The sequence below is a fragment of the Paenibacillus sp. FSL H7-0331 genome (assembly GCF_001956045.1).
This window is the reverse complement of the sequence record NZ_MRTH01000018.1, coordinates 20,161-42,567: the sequence shown is the minus strand read 5'-3', so window position 1 is coordinate 42,567 and position 22,407 is coordinate 20,161. Positions and strand designations below refer to the sequence as shown.

Genomic DNA, 22,407 nt, shown 5'->3' with positions numbered 1-22,407 from the left:
TGGACATCTATGGTATGGTAGTAGTAGCGCTTGTAATAAACGGACCAGGCAGTTGAAATCCGTATAGGCTAGCTGTATATTTTAAACAGCATGAATCTCAAACAGCTTGAGGTTCCCTCACAATAATCAGAGATTGGAGCCGTTTCATGAGTTATAGCAATTTGGAAGATTGCATCATCGATTTAGAAAAGAACGGACATTTGATCCGTATTCAAGAGGAAGTCGATCCTTATCTGGAAATGGCTGCGATTCATATGAAAGTATATGAGGCGGGCGGCCCTGCATTGTTGTTTGAAAATGTGAAGGGCTCGAAATTCCGGGCGGTATCCAACCTTTTTGGTACCCTAGAGCGCAGCAAGTTTATTTTCCGGGATACGTGGGAAGCTGTACAGAACGTAATGACTCTACGTAATGATCCTATAAAAGCATTAAAAAACCCACTTGCCCACTTTAATACCGGGCTGGCAGCCTGGAAAGCTCTTCCTATGAAAAAATCCGAAAGTTTACCAACTGGCTTTCAAGAAATCAATATATCTGACCTGCCGCTCATACAACACTGGCCGATGGATGGCGGTGCTTTTATCACCTTGCCTCAAGTGTATACGGAGGACCCGGAAAAGTCAGGTATTATGAATTCCAATCTGGGTATGTACCGTGTGCAGCTGAGCGGCAATGAATATGAGATGAACAAGGAAGTTGGTTTGCATTATCAGATTCATCGCGGTATTGGCATCCATCAGGACAAGGCGAACAAACAAGGAGTCCCTTTAAAAGTAAGCATCTTTATTGGTGGACCTCCGGCACATACCTTGTCGGCTGTCATGCCCTTGCCGGAAGGGTTAAGTGAGATGACCTTCGCCGGATTGCTTGGAGGGCGCCGGTTTCGCTACAGCTATGCCGAAGGACATTGTATCAGTCTTGATGCTGATTTTGTCATAACCGGAGAAATTCATCCGGATGAAACGAAGCCAGAGGGTCCTTTTGGCGATCATTTGGGTTATTACAGTCTGACCCATCCATTTCCGCTAATGAGAGTACATAAAGTGTATGCGAAGACCAATGCGATCTGGCCGTTCACTGTCGTTGGTCGTCCGCCGCAGGAGGATACGGCATTCGGGGAGCTGATCCATCAGTTAACTGGTGATGCAATCAAGCAGGAAATCCCTGGTGTGAAAGAAGTTCATGCTGTTGATGCCGCCGGCGTTCATCCCTTGCTTTTTGCAATAGGCAGTGAGAGGTATACGCCATATCAATCGGTGAAGCAGCCTACCGAGATATTGACTATCGCCAATCGTATTCTGGGAACCGGACAGCTGAGCCTGGCCAAGTATTTATTCATTACAGCTGAAGAGCAGCAGCCTGTGGATACGCATCATGAAGTGGATTTTTTAACGTATATCCTGGAACGAATTGATCTACAGCGAGACATTCATTTTCACACGAATACAACTATCGATACTCTTGATTATTCAGGCACCGGGTTAAATAGCGGCAGTAAGGTCGTTATCGCAGCATATGGAGATGTAAAAAGGGAATTATGCACAGAGGTCCCCGAAGCTCTAAAGCAATTAAATGGGGGAGGGCAGGCACACTTGGTGATGCCAGGTATCGTAGCGCTTCAAGGTTCTGCATTTATCGATTATGCTAATGAGCAGTTGTACATGCAACAATTGTGTGAGGCTATTCAGGCAAAGGGAGCTGTTCCGTCTTGCCCCATGATTATTTTGTGTGACGATAGTCCGTTTATGAGCGCGACCATCAACAATTTTCTATGGGCTACCTTCACACGCAGCAATCCTGCCAAGGACATTTATGGTGTGAACAGCTATTATGAGAATAAGCATTGGGCTTGTGACAATATGATTATTGATGCCCGAATCAAGCCACATCATGCACCGCCGCTCATAGCCGATCCAACGATTGAGAAAAACATCGAGCGTTTTTTTGCCCAAGGTGCCAGTTTGGCTCAATTCAAATAACGCTAAGCTCATATACTTGACCATTCTCGGCTTTTGAGAAACGTTCAGATGGTTTATACTGATATAGAAATGAGAAAGCTTGTACGCGTTATCAACCCCATTCAAGTAGATGACTACGAAGCTCGATTTACTTGGCAAATCAAAAGGAGGATTGCATTTATGGAAAATCGTAAATTTGGACAAACCGGACAACAATTTCCCATTCTTAGCTTTGGGGCCCAACGTATTGTCGATGAGCACAATTGTACCGAAGAGGAAGCGATCCAGATTGTAAACAGAGCCATCGATGAAGGCATTACCTACTTTGATACCGCTCCGATTTATTCTAAAGGACAATCCGAGGAGAGACTTGGGTTAGCTCTGGGAAGCCGTAGATCCAAGGTTTGGATTGCAACGAAGACGATCGACAGAACCCGCGACGGTTCCTTGCGCTCCATCGAAGCCAGTTTGAAACGGCTGCAAACGGATCATGTCGAGGAATGGCGTCTGCATGATGTAAGAACGATGGAGCAGCTTGAGCAGTGTTTTGCCAAGGACGGTGCCTTGCAGGCTTTAATTGAGGCGAAGGATCAAGGAATCATCAAGCATATTAGCATAAGTGGACATACGAATCCGAATGTACAGCTCGAAGCGATTGAACGATTCCCGTTTGATAGCGCACTGGTTGCTTTGTCTGCCGCGGATCATTTTATCTACAGCTTTGCTGAGGAATTTTTACCAAAAGCGAACAAAAAAGGCATGGCCATTATCGGGATGAAAGTTATCGGTCTCGGAAGACTTGCTCAGTGGTACGAAAAAGCATTGCGTTACACATGGTCGCTGCCTATCTCGACAGCTATCATCGGTATGGAATCGATGGAGCAGTTGGAAAACAACTTAAAAGTCGCCAAGAGCTTTGTGCCGATGACCGACTTGGAGCGGCTTGAATTTTTTAAAGAAATCATCCATATGGCCAACCCGGATGTGCTGCGTTGGAAGGCCAAGGATTGGAGCAATAAGGAAGAGTGGGCTGAACGTCTCTAATCCACTTCAGATAAACGTTCGCATCTTAGCATAAAACACGAAGTCCCGTTTATTCTCTGTCGGGACTTTTTGCTGTGTTCTGCAGCCATCATAGTCAGAATTTGATCTGGCCGCCGGTAACCTTTAAACTATAAAAGGTTGTACATAAAGAAAAGGAGCTGAACTAAACTGGAAAGTACCTGGATTGCTATTATTCTTGGAATTGTTGAAGGGCTTACTGAATTTTTACCTGTATCTTCTACAGGGCACATGATTTTAACAGCAGATCTCCTGAATTTCGTCGGAGAAAAAGCAAAAACCTTTGAGATTGTCGTACAATTAGGAGCTGTGCTGGCAGTCGTGGTCTTGTATTGGCGCAAATTAATAGACATCCTGCGTGTGGGCTTTGGACGACGGGGGTCACAGTCCCGATTGAACCTCATCCACATTGGCTTGGCTATGCTCCCAGCCGTTGTTATTGGCTTGGCGTTGCACAGTACGATCAAAAAATATTTGTTCGGACCCTCAACTGTGCTCATTAGTCTCATTGTCGGAGGACTTCTGTTAATCGTTGCTGAAAAAGTAAAGCGTGCCATTACCGCAGATACGGTTGATCAGATTACCTACAAGCAGGCATTAGGGATAGGTTTTTTTCAATGCTTGGCTCTCTGGCCGGGCTTCTCCCGTTCAGGCTCTACCATATCTGGAGGAATGCTGCTTGGTACGAGCAAAAAGGCGGCAGCTGAATTCACTTTTCTCGTTTCCGTCCCGATGATGTTCGCTGCGACAGGACTTGATTTATATAAAAGCAGAGAGTTTTTGTCGATGGATGACTTCGGAATGTTTGCAATCGGGTTAGTAACCGCATTTATTGTGGCATTGGGTGCAATCGTAACCTTTCTAAATTTGATCAAAAGACTTCAATTGACCTGGTTTGCTTACTATCGTTTTGCGTTGGCCATTTTGTTTTATTGGTTCGTTATTAGGTAGTTCATCAGGCAATGGAGGGACCGTCCTTTTTCGAGGGCGGTTTTTCCTATTTTCGGTTATTTTAGGACTCCCCACCGGATTCAAAATCAGCTATAGTAGAACATAGCTATATTGGTTTTCTTTGTTTTGACCATTTGGAGAAAAGAGGCAAGCTAATGAATCATAACGACCCTAGCCATTATGAATATCCCAGTGCAATTCAAAAGCGTGTGGATGAGTTGCTGCAGCTCAATCCGCCACTAACCGCACGAGATGACCTGCAAAGCTTTTGGCAAACAACCTTAGACACGTTTAAAGCGAAACCATTGAAGGGGCAGCGTGAACAACGGCCAAGCCCCCAGCCTTATATTGACACCTATCGGGTTACTTATGAGGGCTTTGATGACACATCGATTCATGGCTGGTACCTGATACCGAAGTTTGCACGACAGGATCATCAGGCAAAGCTTCCTTGTGTCGTTATCTATCAGGGCTACTCCGGAGGAAGCGGTTATCCGGAGGCTTACAGTCAATGGTTGCTGATGGGAATCGCCGTATTTGCTGTCGATGTCCGTGGGCAAGGGGGGGAAACGGGCAACCAGCTTCCACAATCGTTCGGGATGACCAAGGGCTGGATCACACAAGGCATTTTGGACAAGGACACGAGTTATTACAAAGCGATTACGATTGATAGTCTGAAGGCTGTAGATTGGGTGAGTGAGCAGCCGGAAATTGACTCCACCAGAATTGCCATCACCGGAGGCAGCCAAGGAGGCGGATTGGTACTCATTACAGCGGCTTTAAGTGATAAGCCAGCGGCGGCAATTGCCAATATTCCAAACATGTGCCATATGGATCATGGCTTGCTGCATTCAACAGGCTCCCTCACTGAAGCCGCCGCATTCATCGCCCAATTCCCGGACAAATTAAATCAGGTGCTGGAAACACTCAGCTATTTTGATATGTTAAATATGGCGCACCAGATCAAGATCCCGATTATGATCTCGGTTGGACTCAAGGACACCGTTTGTTTGCCGGAAACGATATTCCCTGTATACAACCGGATACGCAGTGAAAAGCATCTCCATACGTATCCATTCACCGGACATAACGTAGTAGCAGGGCATAATCGTCTCATGCTCAATTTTATAGAAGAAAAATTACTTAACGATACTAATCATTAATGACATGAAAGCTCCAGACCTTTGGCGAGAACAAAGGGTTTGGAGCTTTTTTTGAATGGTAACTGGGGTACCGCCAATAGCAGATTGTTGACTAAAAAAGTCATTGCAAATTGAAATTGAATCATTTATTATAGATATCGTAGATCCATATTAACAAGGGTCTTAGAAGGGAGGAGGGGACCATGCAGTACTCTAAAAGTACAGATTACGCTCTACACGCCTTAATTCATTTGGGTCACTCGGATCGTCGTAACCATGTTGGAATCAAAGAATTATCTGTGACACTTGGCGTTTCTGAAAGCTATTTATCCAAAATCATGTCCAAGTTGAGGCAGGATGGAATCGTGCGTGCGGTACCGGGGGTGAACGGCGGTTACGAGCTGGCACGACCGGCCGATCAGATTACTTTTTTTGATGTGATTCAAGTAATTGAAGGAAGACAACAATTGTTTGAATGCTCGAATTCGAATTCGCAGCAGCATCGGTTGTTAGCGGAAGCTGGGGATGTACCACGGGAGCATGAATGCCCTAAAAAGAGCGGATGTTTGGTTGAGAAGGTGATGGATGGCGCGGAACAGCATCTGCACCAATACTTGAGGGAGCACTCTATCCAGTCGGTAATGGATGAAGCTTTCAAGCGCTGCAAACATGAGGTGAACAAGAAGTGATGCGCTTCTTGCACTCTAATTATGGATATCATAGATCTATAAAGGATGGTAATGATGATGAAAAACCAACATCTCGATGTAGTGATTATTGGCGGAGGCCCCGCAGGGTTGAACGCCGCTCTCGTGCTGGGTAGGGCGAGGAAAAATGTAGCGGTGATCGATGAAGGCCGTCCTCGCAACGCGGTAACTCGCGAGACCCACGGATTTCTCACCCGCGACGGAATAAGCCCCAATGAATTCCGGCAAATTGCGAAGGAAGAGATTAGCGCCTATCCCTCCGTGTTTTTCGTGGCGGATACAGCCGTGGCGATTGCGGGAACGGACGGACATTTTCAAATTGCGACTGCGCTTGGAAATACTTATGCATGCAAAAAGCTGTTATTTGCCGTCGGAATGAGAGATCGGCCACTGGACATTCCTGGACTGGCGGAGGTTTATGGGAAAAGCGCATTTGTTTGCCCGTATTGCGATGGCTGGGAATTAAGAGACGAGCCGCTTGTCGTCATTAACAAAGGAGAAGAGCTCATGCACTTCGCTCCATTGATATCCGGTTGGACGAACCGCTTTACCATCTGTACGAACGGTCCTGATGAGCTGACGGATGCTCAGCGCGAGGAGCTACAGCTTAATCAAGTACCTATGTTCGACTCGCCGATTCAGTATATCGACGCAAGCGATGGGATCGTGCGGCAAGTAGTTCTTGAAGACGGCACGACCATTCCATGTAGGGGGATCTTTTTCAAGCCAGATCTGGTTATAGGATCTGACTTACCGAGAGCCATCGGATGCGACATCGCGGAAATGGGAAAGGTTTTTATCGATATCTTGGGGAAGACGAACATTAAGGGTGTCTATAGCGCCGGGGATGCAGCGTCGCGAATGCATCAGGCTATTGCAGCCGCCTCTATGGGCGCATTGGCCGCCGCAGCCATAAACAATGAACTGAATGTAGAGGCTTGGAGGATAACGGATGAACATTTTTGAGGCAGGAGTTACAAGCTGTAGTTGCCATATATTCACCAAATTATGGGTCGGTTTTCCAAATTGCGAGCTGCAGCAATCCCGGATTACTATTACAAAATGTCAGGAGTTGATGAAACGATGAATACATCAGATACAAACACGACGTCAACATCGATCGATTTGAAAAACCTCAAGCGCGGTCCGATCATGTTTGCCCTTATACTCGGAATGTTCGTTGCCGCTTTAAACGAGACGCTAATGGGAAATGCCCTCCCCGAACTGATGAAATCTTTCGGAGTGTCTGCGGCGACAGCTCAGTGGCTGGCTACCGGCTACATGCTCGTCGTCGGTGTGCTTGTTCCGGTGACGGCGGTATTGCAGCAATGGTTCACAACCCGGCAAATGTTTCTTTCGGCGATGAGCTTGTTCTTGGTCGGTACGGTCACCTCGGCGCTTGCGCCGGAATTCGGCGTATTGCTCGTCGGACGGATTATTCAGGCGATAGGCACTGGCATGCTGATGCCGCTTACGATGAACACTATCATGGTTATGTATCCTCCTGAAAAGCGGGGAGGCGCGATGGGGATGTTCGGACTCGTCATCATGTTCGCTCCGGCGATTGGCCCGACTATTTCGGGTTTGATCGTTGACGGGCTATCGTGGCGCTGGCTGTTCTATCTTGTTTTGCCATTGGCACTGATCTCAATTATCGTCGGAGCCGCCGTCCTGAAGAATGTGTCGGACATCACGAAACCGCGAGTGGATCTGTTATCCATCGGGCTTTCGACGATCGGCTTCGGTGGAATCGTATATGGGTTCAGCAAGGCTGGGGAACACGGTTGGTCAGAGCCGGAGGTGATCTGGACGGTTGTGGCGAGCGGTGCCGCTTTGATACTGTTCGTCTGGCGACAGCTGTTGTTAAAGGTGCCCGTGATGGATTTACGGGCATTCCGGTATCCGTTATTTTCGCTTGTCGCAGTACTGCTCGTCATGCTTATGATGACGTTTTTCTCGACGGCGATCATGCTTCCGTTGTTTATGCAGGGAGTGCTGCTGTTGACGGCGTTCAAATCTGGTTTGATCCTGCTTCCCGGAGGGATAGTGAACGGGATCATGGCTCCGGTCGCTGGAAAGCTGTTCGATAAATTCGGACTGCGCGTTCTTGTCATTCCCGGACTTGTCATTGTGGTCGTCTCTTTGTGGCTGTTAACCCAGTTCGACGAAGCGTCTAGCACCGGTTTTCTAGTCGCCGTGTACATCGCGATGATGATCGGTGTCTCGCTGGTGATGATGCCCGCACAGACGGCTGGGCTCAACCAGTTGCCGCGCCAACTGTATCCTCATGGGACGGCGATCTTAAACACGCTGTTGCAGGTAGCCGGTGCGATCGGCACTGCCCTGTACATCAGTATCATGTCAAATGGACAAAAAAATTACTTGAGTGGTTCGAGCGACTCGCAATCTCCAGGGGAAATAGTCAAAGCGCTGGCAAAAGGCATAAATAACGCGTTCTGGGTCGGCGTTGTCATCGCGCTCGGTGCGCTCATTCTCGGTTTGTTCCTCCGCAAAGCGAAATCTCCGGAAACAAAAAATGAACGGTCGGCATGATGATGAAGATAGACGTTGGTCCAGTCCAGGGCAGAGAGTCATAATCCATAATGAAAAGTGAGGAACGATCATGAACGATTTCTTTAATGAAGACATATGGGAAAAAGCATGGAAAGACCATGGCGATACCATCATGAACAAGATGAACAAGTCCGGAATTACACCGGCCAAAGCTTTTGATCATAAAGCCAAGTCTTTTAATGAGCAATCATTTAATGAAGAGGGGAGGAAACGAACCACACGAATCATTAAGTGGCTTGAAGGTCAAGGGGTTCGATTCGAAAACGTCTCTGTGTTAGATATTGGTGCCGCATCAGGAGTATTTTCAGTGCCATTTGCGAAGCGGGGGGCCCGTGTAACCGCCGTAGAGTCCTCTCTTCCGCTGGTCGATCTGCTGGGTGAAAACACTGCAAAATTTACCGATAACAAGGTGGAAATTGTACCGGAACCTTTTGAGGATATTGACGTGCAGGCCAAAGGCTGGGGTCATGCTTTTGATCTAGTCTTTGTCTCGATGTGTCCGGTCATTTATAATTGGGGTAATGTGGAAAAAATTATCAGTTGCTCGCGTAATTTTTGTTATATCAGTATGCCGGCGGATTCCATAGAGTATAGTCTGTTTAATGAAATCTGGCCTCTCATCACCAGTTCGACCTTTAAAAAGAAACCTATGGAAATGGGTTATTTGCTCCATTTGCTTTATCTCAAAGGCTACTCCTATGAGTCGCTGATAACGCGAGAAACGAAAACGATGGAACTCTCCAGAGAAGCGGCGTTGCAAGAAATAATGAACTGGCTCCGCAGTCAAGGTCAGCCTGCAGATGATCGTAATTTGAAAACGGTATCTGACTATTTGGAGCGAACGTATCCGTCCGGCAAAGTGGTTGTCCGGCAGAGCGGCCGTTTTGGCAAGGTATTGATTCGATTGAAGGATCAGAACATGCACACCAGCGAAGATCTGTAAAATAGCGAAGGGGACCAGAAAGGGACGTGCTGCGTTTTGCCGTAATGATGGGTGGAGCTTGTCAATGGTAAATTTCATATTTTTCCAATTAAGCTGTATCATGTGTTGTCCGAATCGGTCTATAGCCTACTTTTCATTTTTAGATACCGCTGTGCGCATGTATGTATGTAGACGAGTTTTTCCGTGTGGAAGACGATCTACCAAATGATGAATATCCTCTTACCTTACTAACATATGGATCCCTCCTTATTTTGTGCCGACCGCTAAGTAACATTAGCGGTCATTAGGTGTTTCCATAAAGCAGTTTCGGCGCATCACGCAGATGCGATTAGCGTTTGGAATACCGTCTATCTTCAACAAGCAACAGAACACCGCAAGAACAAAGTAAGCTCCAAGAAGAACTTTTAAATCATATTTCGCCTCTGGGATGGGAACATATCAATTATTTGGGTGAATACAAATTCAAATTCAAGCAAAATACGTCTCTAAATTCATTGCAAACGCTTAAACACATGAAGTTGAATAACCGTTCGTCCGGGTCACACCGCCCGGACTATTTGGCTTAGAGTAAGAAAAAACACCAACCTGGTCACGTTCGAACGCTTAGTGTATATTTTCGTTAAAATGTTGGCGCTACCCCTAACTGCAAATAATAGTTGCAATTGATATATGTATGCGATATATTGCATATAACAAAAGTCAGAGGATGATATCTATGCCGGTACCTCAAAATTTTTCTTCACCTATTCGCATGTCAGCCAAAGAACGCGCGTTATCCCAAATTCAAAGATGGATTATCGAAGGGACACTTCTCCCTGGTGAAAAGCTGCTGGACGCTGAGTTGGCAGAATCTCTTGCCGTCAGCAGAACGCCGATTCGGGAAGCCTTTCAGCTGCTGGAAGTGCAGGGGCTTGTTGAGATGCATCCCGGAAAGGAAACGAAAGTAACGATCATTGAAAAGGACGATATTTTGAAAATGTATCCAACGCTGGCAGCGCTTCACGCTCTAGCCGCGGAATTTACATCGGCACTCATATTACCGCAGCATATTGAGCAACTTAAACAATTGAATCAACAATTTGCTCAGGCGATCGAGCAGGGGCAGCCGTATCAGGCGATGGAGCTGGATGAACAGTTTCATAATCTGATTGTGGAATTATCGGACAATGTCTACATTTCTTCCTTTAGCGCATCGCTTCAAATTCATATTAGAAGGTTTAAGTATGTATTCCTGAAGCAGCCCATCACGGCAACCATGGCTTCCGTCAAGGAGCATGCAGCTATAATCGAAGCGTTGGAAAAGCGCGATTCAGCAGCCGCCTCCGCGATGATGAAGCAAAATTTGATAAGACCTATGCAGGAACTGTACGCAATCATTTAATTTGGAAAGGGTGAAAGGTTATGTCTGACAAAAAAGATTTGAGAATTCGCAGTAAGGTGATCAGTGAGGGCGTTAATCGGGCACCAAACCGCGCCATGCTGCGTGCTGTTGGCTTTACGGATGAGGATTTCAAGAAGCCGATGATCGGCGTAGCCAGTACGTGGAGCGAGGTAACTCCCTGTAACATGCACATCGATCAATTAGCTGTTCAAGCCAAAAAGGGAGTGCAGGCGCATGGCGGAGCGCCTTTGATTTTTAATACGATCACGGTATCGGACGGTATTTCGATGGGACATGAGGGTATGCTGTTCTCACTGCCGAGTCGTGAGGTCATCGCCGATTCTATTGAAATTGTTACGAACGCCGAGCGTTTTGACGGACTTATTGCGGTGGGAGGATGCGATAAAAACACCCCTGCCTGCCTAATGGCTATTGGCCGCATTAATGTACCCGCCGTCTATGTATACGGAGGAACGATTCAGCCTGGGAAGCTGGATGGCAAAGACATTGATATTGTCAGCGCATTTGAAGCGGTTGGGCAATATCACGAGGGCAAGATCAATGATGAACAGCTGCATGCCGTGGAGTGTAACGCTTGTCCAGGTCCCGGAGCTTGTGGAGGCATGTATACAGCGAATACGATGGCTGCCGCCGCCGAAGCTTTAGGAATGAGCTTACCCGGATCATCCTCTACACCGGCTATTTCTCCAGATAAAGCGCTGGAGTGTGCGAAGGCCGGGAAAACCGTGATCGAGCTGCTGGAAAAGGGAATTACCCCGCGAGATATTATGACCAAGCCAGCATTCGAAAATGCGATAACGGTTGTAATGGCGCTGGGCGGCTCTACCAATGCAATTCTGCATCTATTGGCGATTGCCCATTCCGTACAGGTCGATTTAACGTTGGACGATTTTGAGCGAATCCGGTTACGGGTGCCGCATCTTGCTGACCTGAAGCCGAGTGGTACGTTTGTCATGCAGGATCTGAACGATATCGGCGGTGTTGCCGGAGTCATGAAGCTGCTGCTGGAGCAAGGTCTTCTCCATGGGGATTGTATAACCGTTACAGGCAAAACCTTGGCCGAAAATTTGGCTGAAGCCGCACATTTGAATGTCGATCAGACGATTATTCGTCCTTTCGATAATCCATTGAAGCCGAATGGTCCGTTGGTCGTGCTCCGTGGCAACCTGGCACCGGATGGTGCAGTAGCCAAAATGTCAGGCCTTAAAAAGCTGCGGTTTTCCGGGCCTGCGCGTGTCTACAATGGTGAGGAAGAGGCTACAGAGGCTATCGTGAACGATGAAATACGCAAAGGGGATGTACTCGTCATTCGATACGCGGGACCCAAGGGTGGACCGGGGATGCCTGAGATGCTTTCTGTCACAGCGTTGATCGTAGGCAAGGGCCTCGGCGGGGAAGTGGCGTTGTTAACGGATGGCAGGTTCTCGGGAGGCTCTCATGGCTTTGTGGTTGGCCATATTACCCCTGAAGCGCAGGTAGGCGGACCTATTGCTCTGCTGGAAGAAGGGGATATTGTGACGATCGATAGCGAAACACAGGAGATGACCTTCGATATCAGTCCAGAGGAGCTGGAGAAACGTCGACAAGCGTGGATTCAACCACCACTTAAAGTCTCTTCCGGAGTTCTTGTGAAATATGCGCGGCTCGTTTCTTCGGCTTCACTTGGTGCGGTCACGGATTTGTTAGATTAAATGTAAGCAGGACCTAAGTCAAATTTACATGACTTAGGCCTTTTTTTTATAGACTAAATACTCAAATACTCGCCAAACATGAGAAGCATCATGTATACTGGATGGATATCCAAAATATGAACCGAACCGTATAAAGGTCTCGATGTTAGGAGCCAGTCTGCCAATGAACCAGCAAGATGCAAAATTAAGAATATTATTGACGGCCAAGGAGTTGTTTGCCAAGCAAGGTTTTGATGGAACCAGTGTGAGACAAATCTGTAAGGAGGCGGGTACCAATCTCGGCATGATTTCCTATTATTTTGGTGGTAAGGATCAAATCTTCGAAGCTTTGTTCGAGACCTTTATGCCTATGGACCGCGTTGACAAGATGGTAGATGCCGAGAAGGACGATCCAGCGGTAGAGCTGCGCAGCATTTTGAGAGAAGTGCTTGCTTTCCGACTAAGGGACCCGGAGATCATCAGTATATTACGGCATGAGACTCATTTGATTACAGCCCGTTTCCTGATTGTTCAGAAGCATATTTTGCCAATGTACGAGAAAATTCGTGATATCCTGAAAAGAGGCCATGATCAAGGGCTGTTTAGCTTTCATTCATTGGATACGACTCTGCTTTTTGTTATGGGTTCGATATTTGCACATTCAAGCCGTAGGAACATTGCCACTGTTGCAACGGAGGATGAGCTATCTTATGAGGATTTACTGGCTGAACTTACCTGTTATGTGTTGAGAGGTCTGGGCGTGAATACCGATATGAAATAAATGATTTGATCCTGTATTTTCACAATATAACATACGTTTTTTTTATTTATACAAACGTATGTATAATTTTGTTGACAGCTATTGGAGATGGCTGTATTCTATTAATTATTAATCATAGCGGAATAGTATGATATTAATGGATAAGAAGGGCAGGCACTGTATGGGCAAACGAATTGGATTGAATTTAATCGAGCATAGTTCCCCGACTGGGGCAACTTATTTGTGGACACATCCGGATGATCATACGGAACGATATAAGGATTTATCGTATTGGGTTGAGCTGGCTCAATTACTCGAACGTGCCAAATTCGATACGGTGTTTTTTCCGGATGCACTCGGCGTCCTGACCACCTATCAGAACAGCAAGGACGTAGCTGTGCGTGAGGCAATGAGTGTACCGAAAAACGATCCGACCTATTTCATTCCGGCGATGGCTTCTGTTACAAGTCATTTGGGTTTTACCGTAACTTGTTCCATTACTTACGATCATCCTTATTCACTCGCTCGTAAGATGACGACGCTTGATCATCTGACAGATGGTCGTATCGCCTGGAACGTGGTTACTTCGAATTTGAAGAGCGCTGCTTTAAACTTTGGCCTGGTGGACCAACTGGACCATGATGTAAGGTATGACCGGGGTGACGAGTTTCTTGAGGTCTGCTACAAGCTATGGGAACGCAGTTGGGAGGACGACGCGGTAATTCGTGACCGCCAAGCTCGCGTTTATACCGATCCATCGAAGGTGCACGATATTCAGCATGAGGGTAAATTTTTCCGTGTTCCGGGCATTCATCTATGTGAGCCTTCTGCGCAGCGGACTCCGGTATTGTTTCAAGCTGGCTCGTCGGAACGAGGCAGGGAATTTGCTGCCAAGCATGCAGAATGTATTTTTCTGAATGCCATTACCTCCGAGGAAACGAAGTTCCTGACCGCTGATATTCGCAGGCGTGTCGAGCAGTTGGGACGCGATCCGATAGGTATCAAGTTCTATCCCAGGCTGCTTCCCGTTATTGGTGCAACCGAAGAGGAGGCTAAGGCGAGACTTGCCGATTATTTATCCCATGTTAGCACCGAGGGCACACTGGCTCTGGTTTCTTCATGGACCGGTATCGATTTGTCTGCCTATAAGGAAGAGGAACTGCTGCAGTTTTTGGAAAAAAGAGGGACCGGAACCCAGCATACAGCGGATTCCTTGTACCGGTATGACAAGGACAAAAAATGGACACTATCGGAACTCGCCAAACTGTTTGCTTTCGGAGGCTTGGGAGGTGTAACGGCAGGGACACCAGAGCAAATTGCCGATTACATGGAACGTTTTATCGATGAAACGGATGTGGACGGCTTTAACATCTCTTACATGGTCAGACCATCAGGTATTGTTGAATTTGCCGAGCAAGTTGTTCCGATTTTGCAAAATCGCGGTCGTGTTCAAACCGAGTACCAGACAGGTACTCTGCGCCATAAGCTGTTCGGTTCAGGCAGTCAATTGCCGGCTGATCATCCCGGTAAACAAGTGCAGTTATTTCCATAAATTAACTTATACATACGTTTGTATAATTTTAATTGACAGAATTTTATGCATCCCTTATATTGATATTAATTAAATCGCATCGAAATACTTGGAATAAAAAATAATTAGAGAGGAGATCGATGAAAGCTGATCATAATCAGCGGACATGGTGGTGATTAGAATGGCAAAGCGTATGCGATTAAATGCGGTAGAAATGGCCAATCCCGTGCAGGATAATGCTGGACTATGGCTGTACCCCGGTAATCGGGTAGAACGTTACAAGGATTTGGATTATTGGATTGAGCTCGCTCAAACTCTGGAAAGAGGAAAGTTCGACGCTTTGTTTTTTGCAGATATACTTGGGGTGTACGATGTCTATCAAGGCAGCAGAGATACAGCGGTACGGGAAGGAATGTATTTTCCTATAAATGATCCATCCTATGCGATCCCGGCTATGGCTGCTGCCACTGAACATCTGGGGTTCGTGCTGACGGCTTCGTTATCATACGAGCATCCCTACGCTTTGGCACGTAAAATGTCGACGCTTGACCATCTCACTGACGGTCGATTGGGCTGGAATATGGTGATGTCCAATCTGGATAGCACAGCTCGTAATTACGGTTTGGAGCAGCTGGACCATGATGAGCGGTACAATCGGGGAGACGAATACCTGGAAGTATGCCATAAGCTATGGGAGGAAAGCTGGGAGGACGGCGCTGTTGTGCGTGATCGAATCAACCGCATTTACGCCGATCCCGCTAAAGTACATGAAATCGGCCACGAAGGTAAATATTTTAAAGTACCGGGGATCCATTTATGCGAGCCTTCTCCACAGCGTACACCGGTGCTGTTCCAGGCAGGCTCCTCCGATAGAGGGCGAGAGTTCGCTGCCAAACATGCCGAGTGCATTTTCCTGAATGCAATGACAGAGAATGAAACGAAATTTCTTGTCCAGGATATTCGTCAGAGGGCTGAGCGATACGGACGTAATCCCGAGGAGGTACTCTTTTTCCCGAAAATCAACCCGGTGATCGGCGCAACGGAGGTAGAGGCTCAGCAAGAACTACATAACTTGTTGGCATATTCCAGTCCGGAAGGTGCGTTATCCCTATTATCGGTGTGGACTGGCGTAGATTTCTCCACGGTCAGTTCCGATGAACTGTTGGCTTTTATTCGTAAGGGCGAGCAGCGTAGTGGAACCAATTATTTGTTTGAGTTTTTCAAGCGAAATGGTGGGGACGAGGAATGGGGGATTGAACAGCTGTCTAAATATTTTGCCTTTGGCGGTGTAGGGTCATTACGTGTCGGTACGCCTGAGCAAATTGCCGATCAGCTGGAACAGTTTATGGATCATACGGGAGTAGATGGCTATAACATCGCTTATGCGACCCGATCGGAAACGTTCGAACAATTCGTAAGCAAGGTCGTTCCGGTGTTACAACACAGGGGACGTGTTCAAAACGAGTATGCTACAGGTGTGTTTCGCCACAAGCTCTTGGGCTAGGTTAAGAAATGAATGTCATCACAAGTTAACCATTATGAGGAGGATGAACGAATATGACAGAGGAAAGAAAATTACAATTGGGCACCTTGGCTATCCATGCGGGGCAGGAAGTAGATCCGGCAACGAATTCACGAGCGGTTCCGATCTATCAGACGACATCCTATACGTTCCGCGATACGGAGCACGCAGCCAATCTGTTCGGTCTCAAGGAGTTTGGCAATATTTATACACGCCTGATGAACCCAACAACCGATGTATTTGAGAAACGAATTGCGGCACTGGAAGGTGGCGTTGGCGCATTGGCAACTGCATCCGGTCAGGCAGCTATTTCGTTTTCCATTCTAAACATTGCCGGAGCCGGGGATGAGATAGTGTCGGCAACAAGCTTATACGGCGGCACCTACAATTTGTTTTCCCAGACATTGCCTAAGCTTGGTATCACCGTACGTTTCGTTGATCCGTCTGACCCAGAAAATTTTAAAAAGGCTATTAACGAGAAGACGAAAGCAATATTTGCCGAAACAGTCGGTAATCCCAAAGGTGATATTCTCGACATTGAAGCAGTAGCTCAAATTGCACATGAGCATGGTATCCCGCTAATTGTAGACAATACATTTCCGAGTCCTTACTTGCTTCGTCCCATCGAATTCGGAGCCGATATTGTAGTTCATTCCGCGACAAAATTCATCGGTGGTCATGGAACCTCTATAGGTGGAATTATTGTGGATAGCGGCAAGTTCGATTGGACGGCTAATAATAAGTTTCCTGGCTTGACACAGCCGGATCCAAGCTACCACGGTCTTGTCTACACAGATGCACTGGGCCCGCTCGCATATATTATTAAAGCCCGTGTGCAGCTGCTTCGTGATTTAGGAGCTTCGATCTCACCATTCAACTCATTTTTGCTGCTGCAGGGTTTGGAGACGCTGCATCTTCGGCTGGAACGTCACAGCGAGAACGCGCTGAAGGTTGCCCGTTATTTGGAACAGCATGAAGCTGTTGAGTGGGTTAATTATCCAGGACTAGAGAGTCATCCTTCTCATGGACTTGTCGCCAAATATTTGCCTAACGGTCAAGGTGCTATCCTTACGTTCGAAATCAAGGGCGGAATTGAAGCAGGCAAAAAGCTGATAAATGCTGTGACCTTATTCTCACATCTGGCGAATGTCGGGGACTCTAAATCGTTAATTATACATCCTGCAAGTACGACGCATCAGCAGCTGCAAGAAGCCGAACAGCTATCGACTGGCGTTTCACCGGGACTGGTTCGACTATCGGTTGGTACAGAAGGGATCGAGGATATTCTTTATGATTTACAACAAGCTATTGAGGTCAGCCAGCGCGCGTAATACGAAGGCTTCAATTAGTAATGGATTGCATTGCATTAAATCCGACTATAACAATAAGTTAAGTTATTTAAGAGGGGGGAAACGGCATGCATAATAACAGGGATGTGAATGTAACCATCGAGGATCCTGAGCATAGTTTGGCTCAACCCCTTGTCCAACTGGAACGAGTGGAGAAGAAATATGCTAATCATACCATTGCCGTACAAGACGCGAATCTTCTGGTGCGAGAAGGTGAGTTTATTTCCTTTGTCGGTCCGTCCGGCTGCGGCAAATCAACGATTTTGCGGATGATTGCGGGCTTGAGCGAACCGAGCGGAGGCAATCTGCAGGTGATGGGTGGCACAGCGGATTCAGCGCGAAAGAGCGGACGCCTTGCTTACGTGTTTCAGGATGCAACGCTTATGCCTTGGTGCAATGTACTGGATAATGTTGCACTGCCGCTTGAGCTTAAGGGGATATCACGCAAACAGCGGACCGAGGAATCGCTGCGTGTGCTGGAGTTGGTCGGGTTGAAGGACTATTCCAAATCATTACCCCGGGAGCTGTCTGGCGGTATGAAGATGAGAGTGTCTATCGCCCGCTCGCTCGTTGCTCAACCGGACCTGTTATTGATGGATGAACCGTTTGGTGCGTTGGACGAACTTACCCGACAGACGCTGCAGCAGGAATTACTCGGCATCAGGTCAGCCAATCCGCGAATGACGGTATTGTTCGTAACACATAACGTATTCGAAGCTGTGTATCTTTCAACGCGAATTGCCGTGATGACACCCCGACCAGGCCGAATCGTCGGTCAAATTGATGTACACACCTCGGCTTCACGACAGGAGGATTTTCGTACCAGCCCTCAATTCAATGAATTAGCTTCCCGGGTCAACGCAGTTCTTCGTCATTAACTTACAGAGAGGGGGGAGTGTCATTTGTCAGGGCGATTGCGTTCCGGATTGTTACCGCCTTTACTAGCCTTTATCCTATTCATTGCCTGCTGGCAATTCATTCTACAGCTGCTGGGTACACCTGTTTTTTTACTACCCAAACCGACTGATGTGTTTGCAGCCGTATTGGATAATGGAGCTGACTTGTGGCATGCGGCATTAACTACCGCTTTAGAATCGGTGCTTGGGTTTGTCCTTAGTCTGGTCATTGGAGTTGCCGGTGCTATTCTGTTAGCCAGCTCAAGAATCATCGAACGCAGCGTGTATCCTTATGCAATCGTATTGCAAACGATCCCTATCGTTGCGATTGTACCGATTATTGTCATCTGGTTGGGTCCGGGGTTCAATGCGATTGTTACTATTGCGTTCCTTATTGGATTTTTTCCGATGCTGTCCAATACGCTGATCGGGCTTCACTCCACCGAGCAAAATTTGAAAAACCTGTTCTACCTCTACAATGCCAATGGCTGGCAGAGGATGTGGAAGCTGCGTATTCCTGCTGCCTTGCCATATATCGTTGGTGGGATGAAAATATCATGCACATTATCCGTTATTGGAGCTATTGTAGGTGAGTACATTGCCGGTATCGGTGGCAGCAATGGCGGGCTTGGCTTTTCGATTACTTTTGCAGCCATGCGGCTGCAGACACCTTATTTATTTGCTTGCGGCCTCACCGCTTCACTGCTTGGCATCTCGTTTTTTCTTTTCGTCAATGCACTTGCAAAAAGGTTATTAAGCTCTTGGCATGAATCAGAAATGAAGACAGAAAATTAATCATTTACACCTACGGAGGAATAACCATGTTGAAAAAAAATGTAAGCTTGCTCATTGTCTCCTTATTATCAGTCCAAATATTGGCCGCTTGCGGAAGCACGCCCAAACCTGCTGCCGCCCCTACGGCTCCGTCAGAGCCAACCAAAGCACCTACAGCCGCAACAGCACCACCGACAGGCAGCACAGCTCCAGCTTCGGACTCCATTTTAAAAGAAAAAACGAAGGTTACCCAGGTTCTCGACTGGTTCGCCCAATCCACACACGCCGGTCTGTATGCTGCTTCAGCCAAAGGCTTTTATAAGGATAGCAACCTGGATGTGACTATTAAACCAGGTGGTGCGCAGGTATCGGCTGTACAGATCGTTGCTGCCGGGCAGGCAGAGTTCGGACTTGCCAGTGCGGATTCTATCCTTATTGCGAGGGAGCAGGGTATTCCTATCGTGGGTGTAGCAGCCTTTTTGCAGAAAAGCCCATCAGCGATTTTCTTCCACAAGGGCGACAATATTAAAAGCTTTTCTGATTTGAACGGTCGTACGGTGTATGCTGCTTTGACCGCCGCATATTGGACTTATTTAAAGAAATCCTACAAGCTGGACAGTGTTAAAGAGGTACAGTTTACTGGCCAATACACGAATTTTGTTAACGATCCAAAGGCGCTCACACAAGGCTATACGACCAATACTCCCTATAGCCTGAAGCAACAAAATATTGATGTTGATGCCCTGCTCGTTGCTGATTCCGGGTACCGTCCTTATTACAGCATTATCATTACTTCCGAGAAATATTTGAAAGAGCATCCGGACGTCGTTAAAGCTTATGTACAAGCTTCAGTCAAAGGCTGGGATTACTACAAGGATAATATAGAAGAGGTTGCTAAAGTGTTAAATGAAGCCAATAAGGAAAATTCCGTCGATTACCTCGTGAATGAAGGAAAGCTGCAAAAAGATTTCATCTACGGTGGAGATGCGGCGACCAAAGGTGTAGGCTATATGTCGCTGGAACGGTGGCAGGAACTGAGCAAACAATTGCAGGATATCGGTCAACTGAAGAAAAATGAAGATGTTCAACAAGCATTCAATACGAGTTTCTTGCCGAAAAAATAAAAAAAGGCGGATTTCCTACTATGAATAAAAGAATCTATTTGAACGCTGTCACGATTTCAGGTCCAACCGCATCACCAGGCTTATGGGCTCACCCGGAAGACCGGAGCTATGAATATACCAGTCTGAAGTACTGGGTTGAGCTGGCCCAAACCTTGGAACGAGGCAAGTTCGATGCAATCTTTTTTGCTGATATGCTCGGTGTGTATGATGTTTATCAGGGCAATATGGACACTGCGATCCGTCAAGCGATCCAGGTTCCTTTAAATGACCCCAGTTATTTGATCCCGGCGATGGCCGCAGCGACCAAGCATCTTGGCTTTGCGGCTACCTTCTCCACAACGTATGAGCATCCCTATGCATTGGCACGCAAGCTGTCCACGCTGGATCATTTGACTAAAGGCAGGGTTGGCTGGAATATTGTCACCTCGAATCTGGACAGTGCTGCCAAAAACTACGGTTTGGAAGAGCAGCTTGGTCTGATAGAGCGCTATGATCGCGGGGATGAATATATGGATGTCGTCTACAAGCTGTGGGAAGCAAGCTGGGAGAAAGACGCGGTCGTGCAGGACAAGGAGCGACGCATCTATACCGATCCCTCCAAAGTGCACGATATCAATCATCAAGGAACGTTTTTTCAGGTTCAAGGCATTCATCTCAGCGAGCCGTCGCCTCAACGGACTCCGATGTTGTTTCAGGCTGGTAATTCAGCAAGGGGCAGAGAATTTGCCGCCAAGCATGCGGAATGCATTTTTCTGAATACGCCTACGATCGAGGCTACCCGCTTCATCGTGCAGGATATACGTGAACGGGCTGAGAAGCAGGGACGCGATCCTGCTAAGGTATTGTTTTTTCCAAAGCTCACGCCGATTGTAGGACGTACCGAAACTGAAGCGCAAAGTCGTTATGAGAGCTTTCTTCAATATTCCAGCACTGAGGGCATATTTGCACTGTTAGGGGCATGGTCAGGAATCGATTTCTTCAAGCTTGGCGATGACAAGCTGCTTGAATTTGTCGAGAAGCGCGACAATCGCGGTATTATTGAGACGTGGAAACGGTCCGATCCGGACAAGAAGTGGTCCGCAGAGGAACTGGCCAATTTCTTCGCCTTCGGTACGAGTTCATTAACTATCGGGAGCCCGGAGCAAATCGCCGATACGATTGAGGATTTTATCGCACAGACCGGTGTCGACGGGTTTAATATCGGTCACATTATCCAACCGGGAACGATTAATGCATTTGTCGATTTGGTCGTACCCGAGCTTCAGCGCAGAGGACTTGTGCAGAGGGAGTATGGGGATGGGACGTATCGGGAGAAAATTTTCGGCGAAGGACCTTACCTGCGAGACGATCATCCAGGTCGGCAACTTGCTGAAGCTGTAGGTACAAAAAAGTAAGCTGAGCATGGGCTTGTTTTGAATATTAGGTTTGGAGGAGATAGGATGGCGTATTATGCTGTATGGATGAAGCCGGCTAATCAGGAATTGGCACCGGTTTATCTGGAAGCGCATATTGAGTATTTAAGTCAGCTGCGTCTGGAAGGCAAGGTAAGTGGCAACGGACGTTTGTTAAACGGCCCGGCTGGGGGTGGACTCGTTATTTATCGAGGTAATTCCTCAGACGAAGTGCAAGCGCTGATCGAGAAGGATCCATTTGTCGTACATGGTGTTAGAGCATATGAATTTTATCATTGGGACGTCAGATGGGCTCCTCATACGGGGCTTGGAGGTATTCGTGAGATTACTGCCGCTCACCTGCAGGAACGCATAGAGAACGGCGAGAAGCTGACGATCTTCGATGTCCGTGAGGACCATGAGGTTGCTGAAGGTACAATACCAGGTGCCATACACATCCGTCTTGGCGATCTGGAGCATAGACATACGGAAATTCAACCGGCTGGCGAGTTATTCTTCGTATGCAGAGGCGGCCGTAGAAGCCTGAAAGCATGCGAATGGCTGCTGTCCAACGACTACACGGGATTGGTGAACGTAGCTGGCGGGATGACCGCTTGGAAAGAGCTGCGTTAGTTCCAATCCTTTTTATAC

19 protein-coding genes and 1 pseudogene are annotated in these 22,407 nt (G+C 47.2%); all 20 read left to right on the top strand.

The features are described 5' to 3' along the window. The first annotated feature begins 146 nt into the window (after nt 1-146). The 20 genes and pseudogenes from BK127_RS24195 to BK127_RS45565 all read left to right on the top strand — a co-directional run bounded on the left by BK127_RS24195 (nt 147) and on the right by BK127_RS45565 (nt 22,389). Nucleotides 147-1,979 carry a UbiD family decarboxylase gene (locus BK127_RS24195; RefSeq protein ID WP_076234096.1) on the top strand — a complete coding sequence of 611 codons (1,833 nt, stop codon included), beginning with the start codon at nt 147-149 and terminating at the stop codon, nt 1,977-1,979. A gap of 159 nt (nt 1,980-2,138) precedes the next feature. After that, on the top strand, nt 2,139-3,002 hold the full coding sequence (locus BK127_RS24190) for an aldo/keto reductase (protein ID WP_076234095.1): 864 nt from the start codon (nt 2,139-2,141) through the stop codon (nt 3,000-3,002). Nucleotides 3,003-3,170: 168 nt separating this feature from the next. Next, a complete protein-coding gene (gene bacA / locus BK127_RS24185; RefSeq protein ID WP_076234094.1) occupies nt 3,171-3,971 on the top strand; it encodes an undecaprenyl-diphosphate phosphatase in 801 nt (266 codons plus the stop codon). Nucleotides 3,972-4,126: 155 nt separating this feature from the next. Beyond that, on the top strand, nt 4,127-5,134 hold the full coding sequence (locus BK127_RS24180; RefSeq protein WP_076234093.1) for an acetylxylan esterase: 1,008 nt from the start codon (nt 4,127-4,129) through the stop codon (nt 5,132-5,134). A gap of 182 nt (nt 5,135-5,316) precedes the next feature. Then, complete coding sequence (locus BK127_RS24175; protein ID WP_076234092.1) at nt 5,317-5,802, top strand: RrF2 family transcriptional regulator; 486 nt, start codon at nt 5,317-5,319, stop codon at nt 5,800-5,802. A 57-nt stretch (nt 5,803-5,859) separates the two neighbouring features. Continuing rightward, complete coding sequence (locus BK127_RS24170) at nt 5,860-6,786, top strand: NAD(P)/FAD-dependent oxidoreductase (RefSeq protein WP_076234196.1); 927 nt, start codon at nt 5,860-5,862, stop codon at nt 6,784-6,786. A gap of 186 nt (nt 6,787-6,972) precedes the next feature. Continuing rightward, the gene (locus tag BK127_RS24165) at nt 6,973-8,373 is read left to right on the top strand and encodes an MDR family MFS transporter (RefSeq protein ID WP_372237375.1); all 1,401 of its coding nucleotides are present in this window, start codon (nt 6,973-6,975) and stop codon (nt 8,371-8,373) included. A gap of 70 nt (nt 8,374-8,443) precedes the next feature. Next, nucleotides 8,444-9,337, top strand: coding sequence for a class I SAM-dependent methyltransferase (locus BK127_RS24160; protein ID WP_083689536.1), 894 nt, complete (start codon nt 8,444-8,446; stop codon nt 9,335-9,337). Between the two features lie 321 nt (nt 9,338-9,658). Then, nucleotides 9,659-9,903: pseudogene (locus tag BK127_RS24155) on the top strand (Tn3 family transposase); the annotation flags it as partial. Between the two features lie 149 nt (nt 9,904-10,052). Further along, nucleotides 10,053-10,718, top strand: coding sequence for a GntR family transcriptional regulator (locus BK127_RS24150; protein ID WP_076234090.1), 666 nt, complete (start codon nt 10,053-10,055; stop codon nt 10,716-10,718). Nucleotides 10,719-10,738: 20 nt separating this feature from the next. After that, nucleotides 10,739-12,430 (top strand): dihydroxy-acid dehydratase, encoded by a 1,692-nt coding sequence (ilvD, locus tag BK127_RS24145; RefSeq protein ID WP_076234089.1) that lies wholly within the window; start codon nt 10,739-10,741, stop codon nt 12,428-12,430. Nucleotides 12,431-12,593: 163 nt separating this feature from the next. Further along, nucleotides 12,594-13,190, top strand: a complete 597-nt coding sequence (locus tag BK127_RS24140) for a TetR/AcrR family transcriptional regulator (RefSeq protein ID WP_076234088.1) — start codon at nt 12,594-12,596, stop codon at nt 13,188-13,190. 160 nt (nt 13,191-13,350) lie between these two features. Further along, on the top strand, nt 13,351-14,721 hold the full coding sequence (locus tag BK127_RS24135) for an LLM class flavin-dependent oxidoreductase (RefSeq protein ID WP_076234087.1): 1,371 nt from the start codon (nt 13,351-13,353) through the stop codon (nt 14,719-14,721). Between the two features lie 160 nt (nt 14,722-14,881). Then, complete coding sequence (locus tag BK127_RS24130) at nt 14,882-16,204, top strand: LLM class flavin-dependent oxidoreductase (protein ID WP_076234086.1); 1,323 nt, start codon at nt 14,882-14,884, stop codon at nt 16,202-16,204. A gap of 53 nt (nt 16,205-16,257) precedes the next feature. After that, complete coding sequence (locus BK127_RS24125; RefSeq protein ID WP_076234085.1) at nt 16,258-17,553, top strand: homocysteine synthase; 1,296 nt, start codon at nt 16,258-16,260, stop codon at nt 17,551-17,553. Nucleotides 17,554-17,639: 86 nt separating this feature from the next. Further along, on the top strand, nt 17,640-18,449 hold the full coding sequence (locus BK127_RS24120) for an ABC transporter ATP-binding protein (RefSeq protein ID WP_076234084.1): 810 nt from the start codon (nt 17,640-17,642) through the stop codon (nt 18,447-18,449). A gap of 24 nt (nt 18,450-18,473) precedes the next feature. Further along, a complete protein-coding gene (locus tag BK127_RS24115; protein ID WP_076234083.1) occupies nt 18,474-19,262 on the top strand; it encodes an ABC transporter permease in 789 nt (262 codons plus the stop codon). A 26-nt stretch (nt 19,263-19,288) separates the two neighbouring features. Then, on the top strand, nt 19,289-20,365 hold the full coding sequence (locus BK127_RS24110; RefSeq protein WP_076234082.1) for an ABC transporter substrate-binding protein: 1,077 nt from the start codon (nt 19,289-19,291) through the stop codon (nt 20,363-20,365). Nucleotides 20,366-20,385: 20 nt separating this feature from the next. Beyond that, a complete protein-coding gene (locus BK127_RS24105) occupies nt 20,386-21,759 on the top strand; it encodes an LLM class flavin-dependent oxidoreductase (RefSeq protein WP_076234081.1) in 1,374 nt (457 codons plus the stop codon). Between the two features lie 45 nt (nt 21,760-21,804). Beyond that, complete coding sequence (locus BK127_RS45565) at nt 21,805-22,389, top strand: rhodanese-like domain-containing protein (RefSeq protein WP_083689534.1); 585 nt, start codon at nt 21,805-21,807, stop codon at nt 22,387-22,389. Nucleotides 22,390-22,407: the final 18 nt, after the last annotated feature.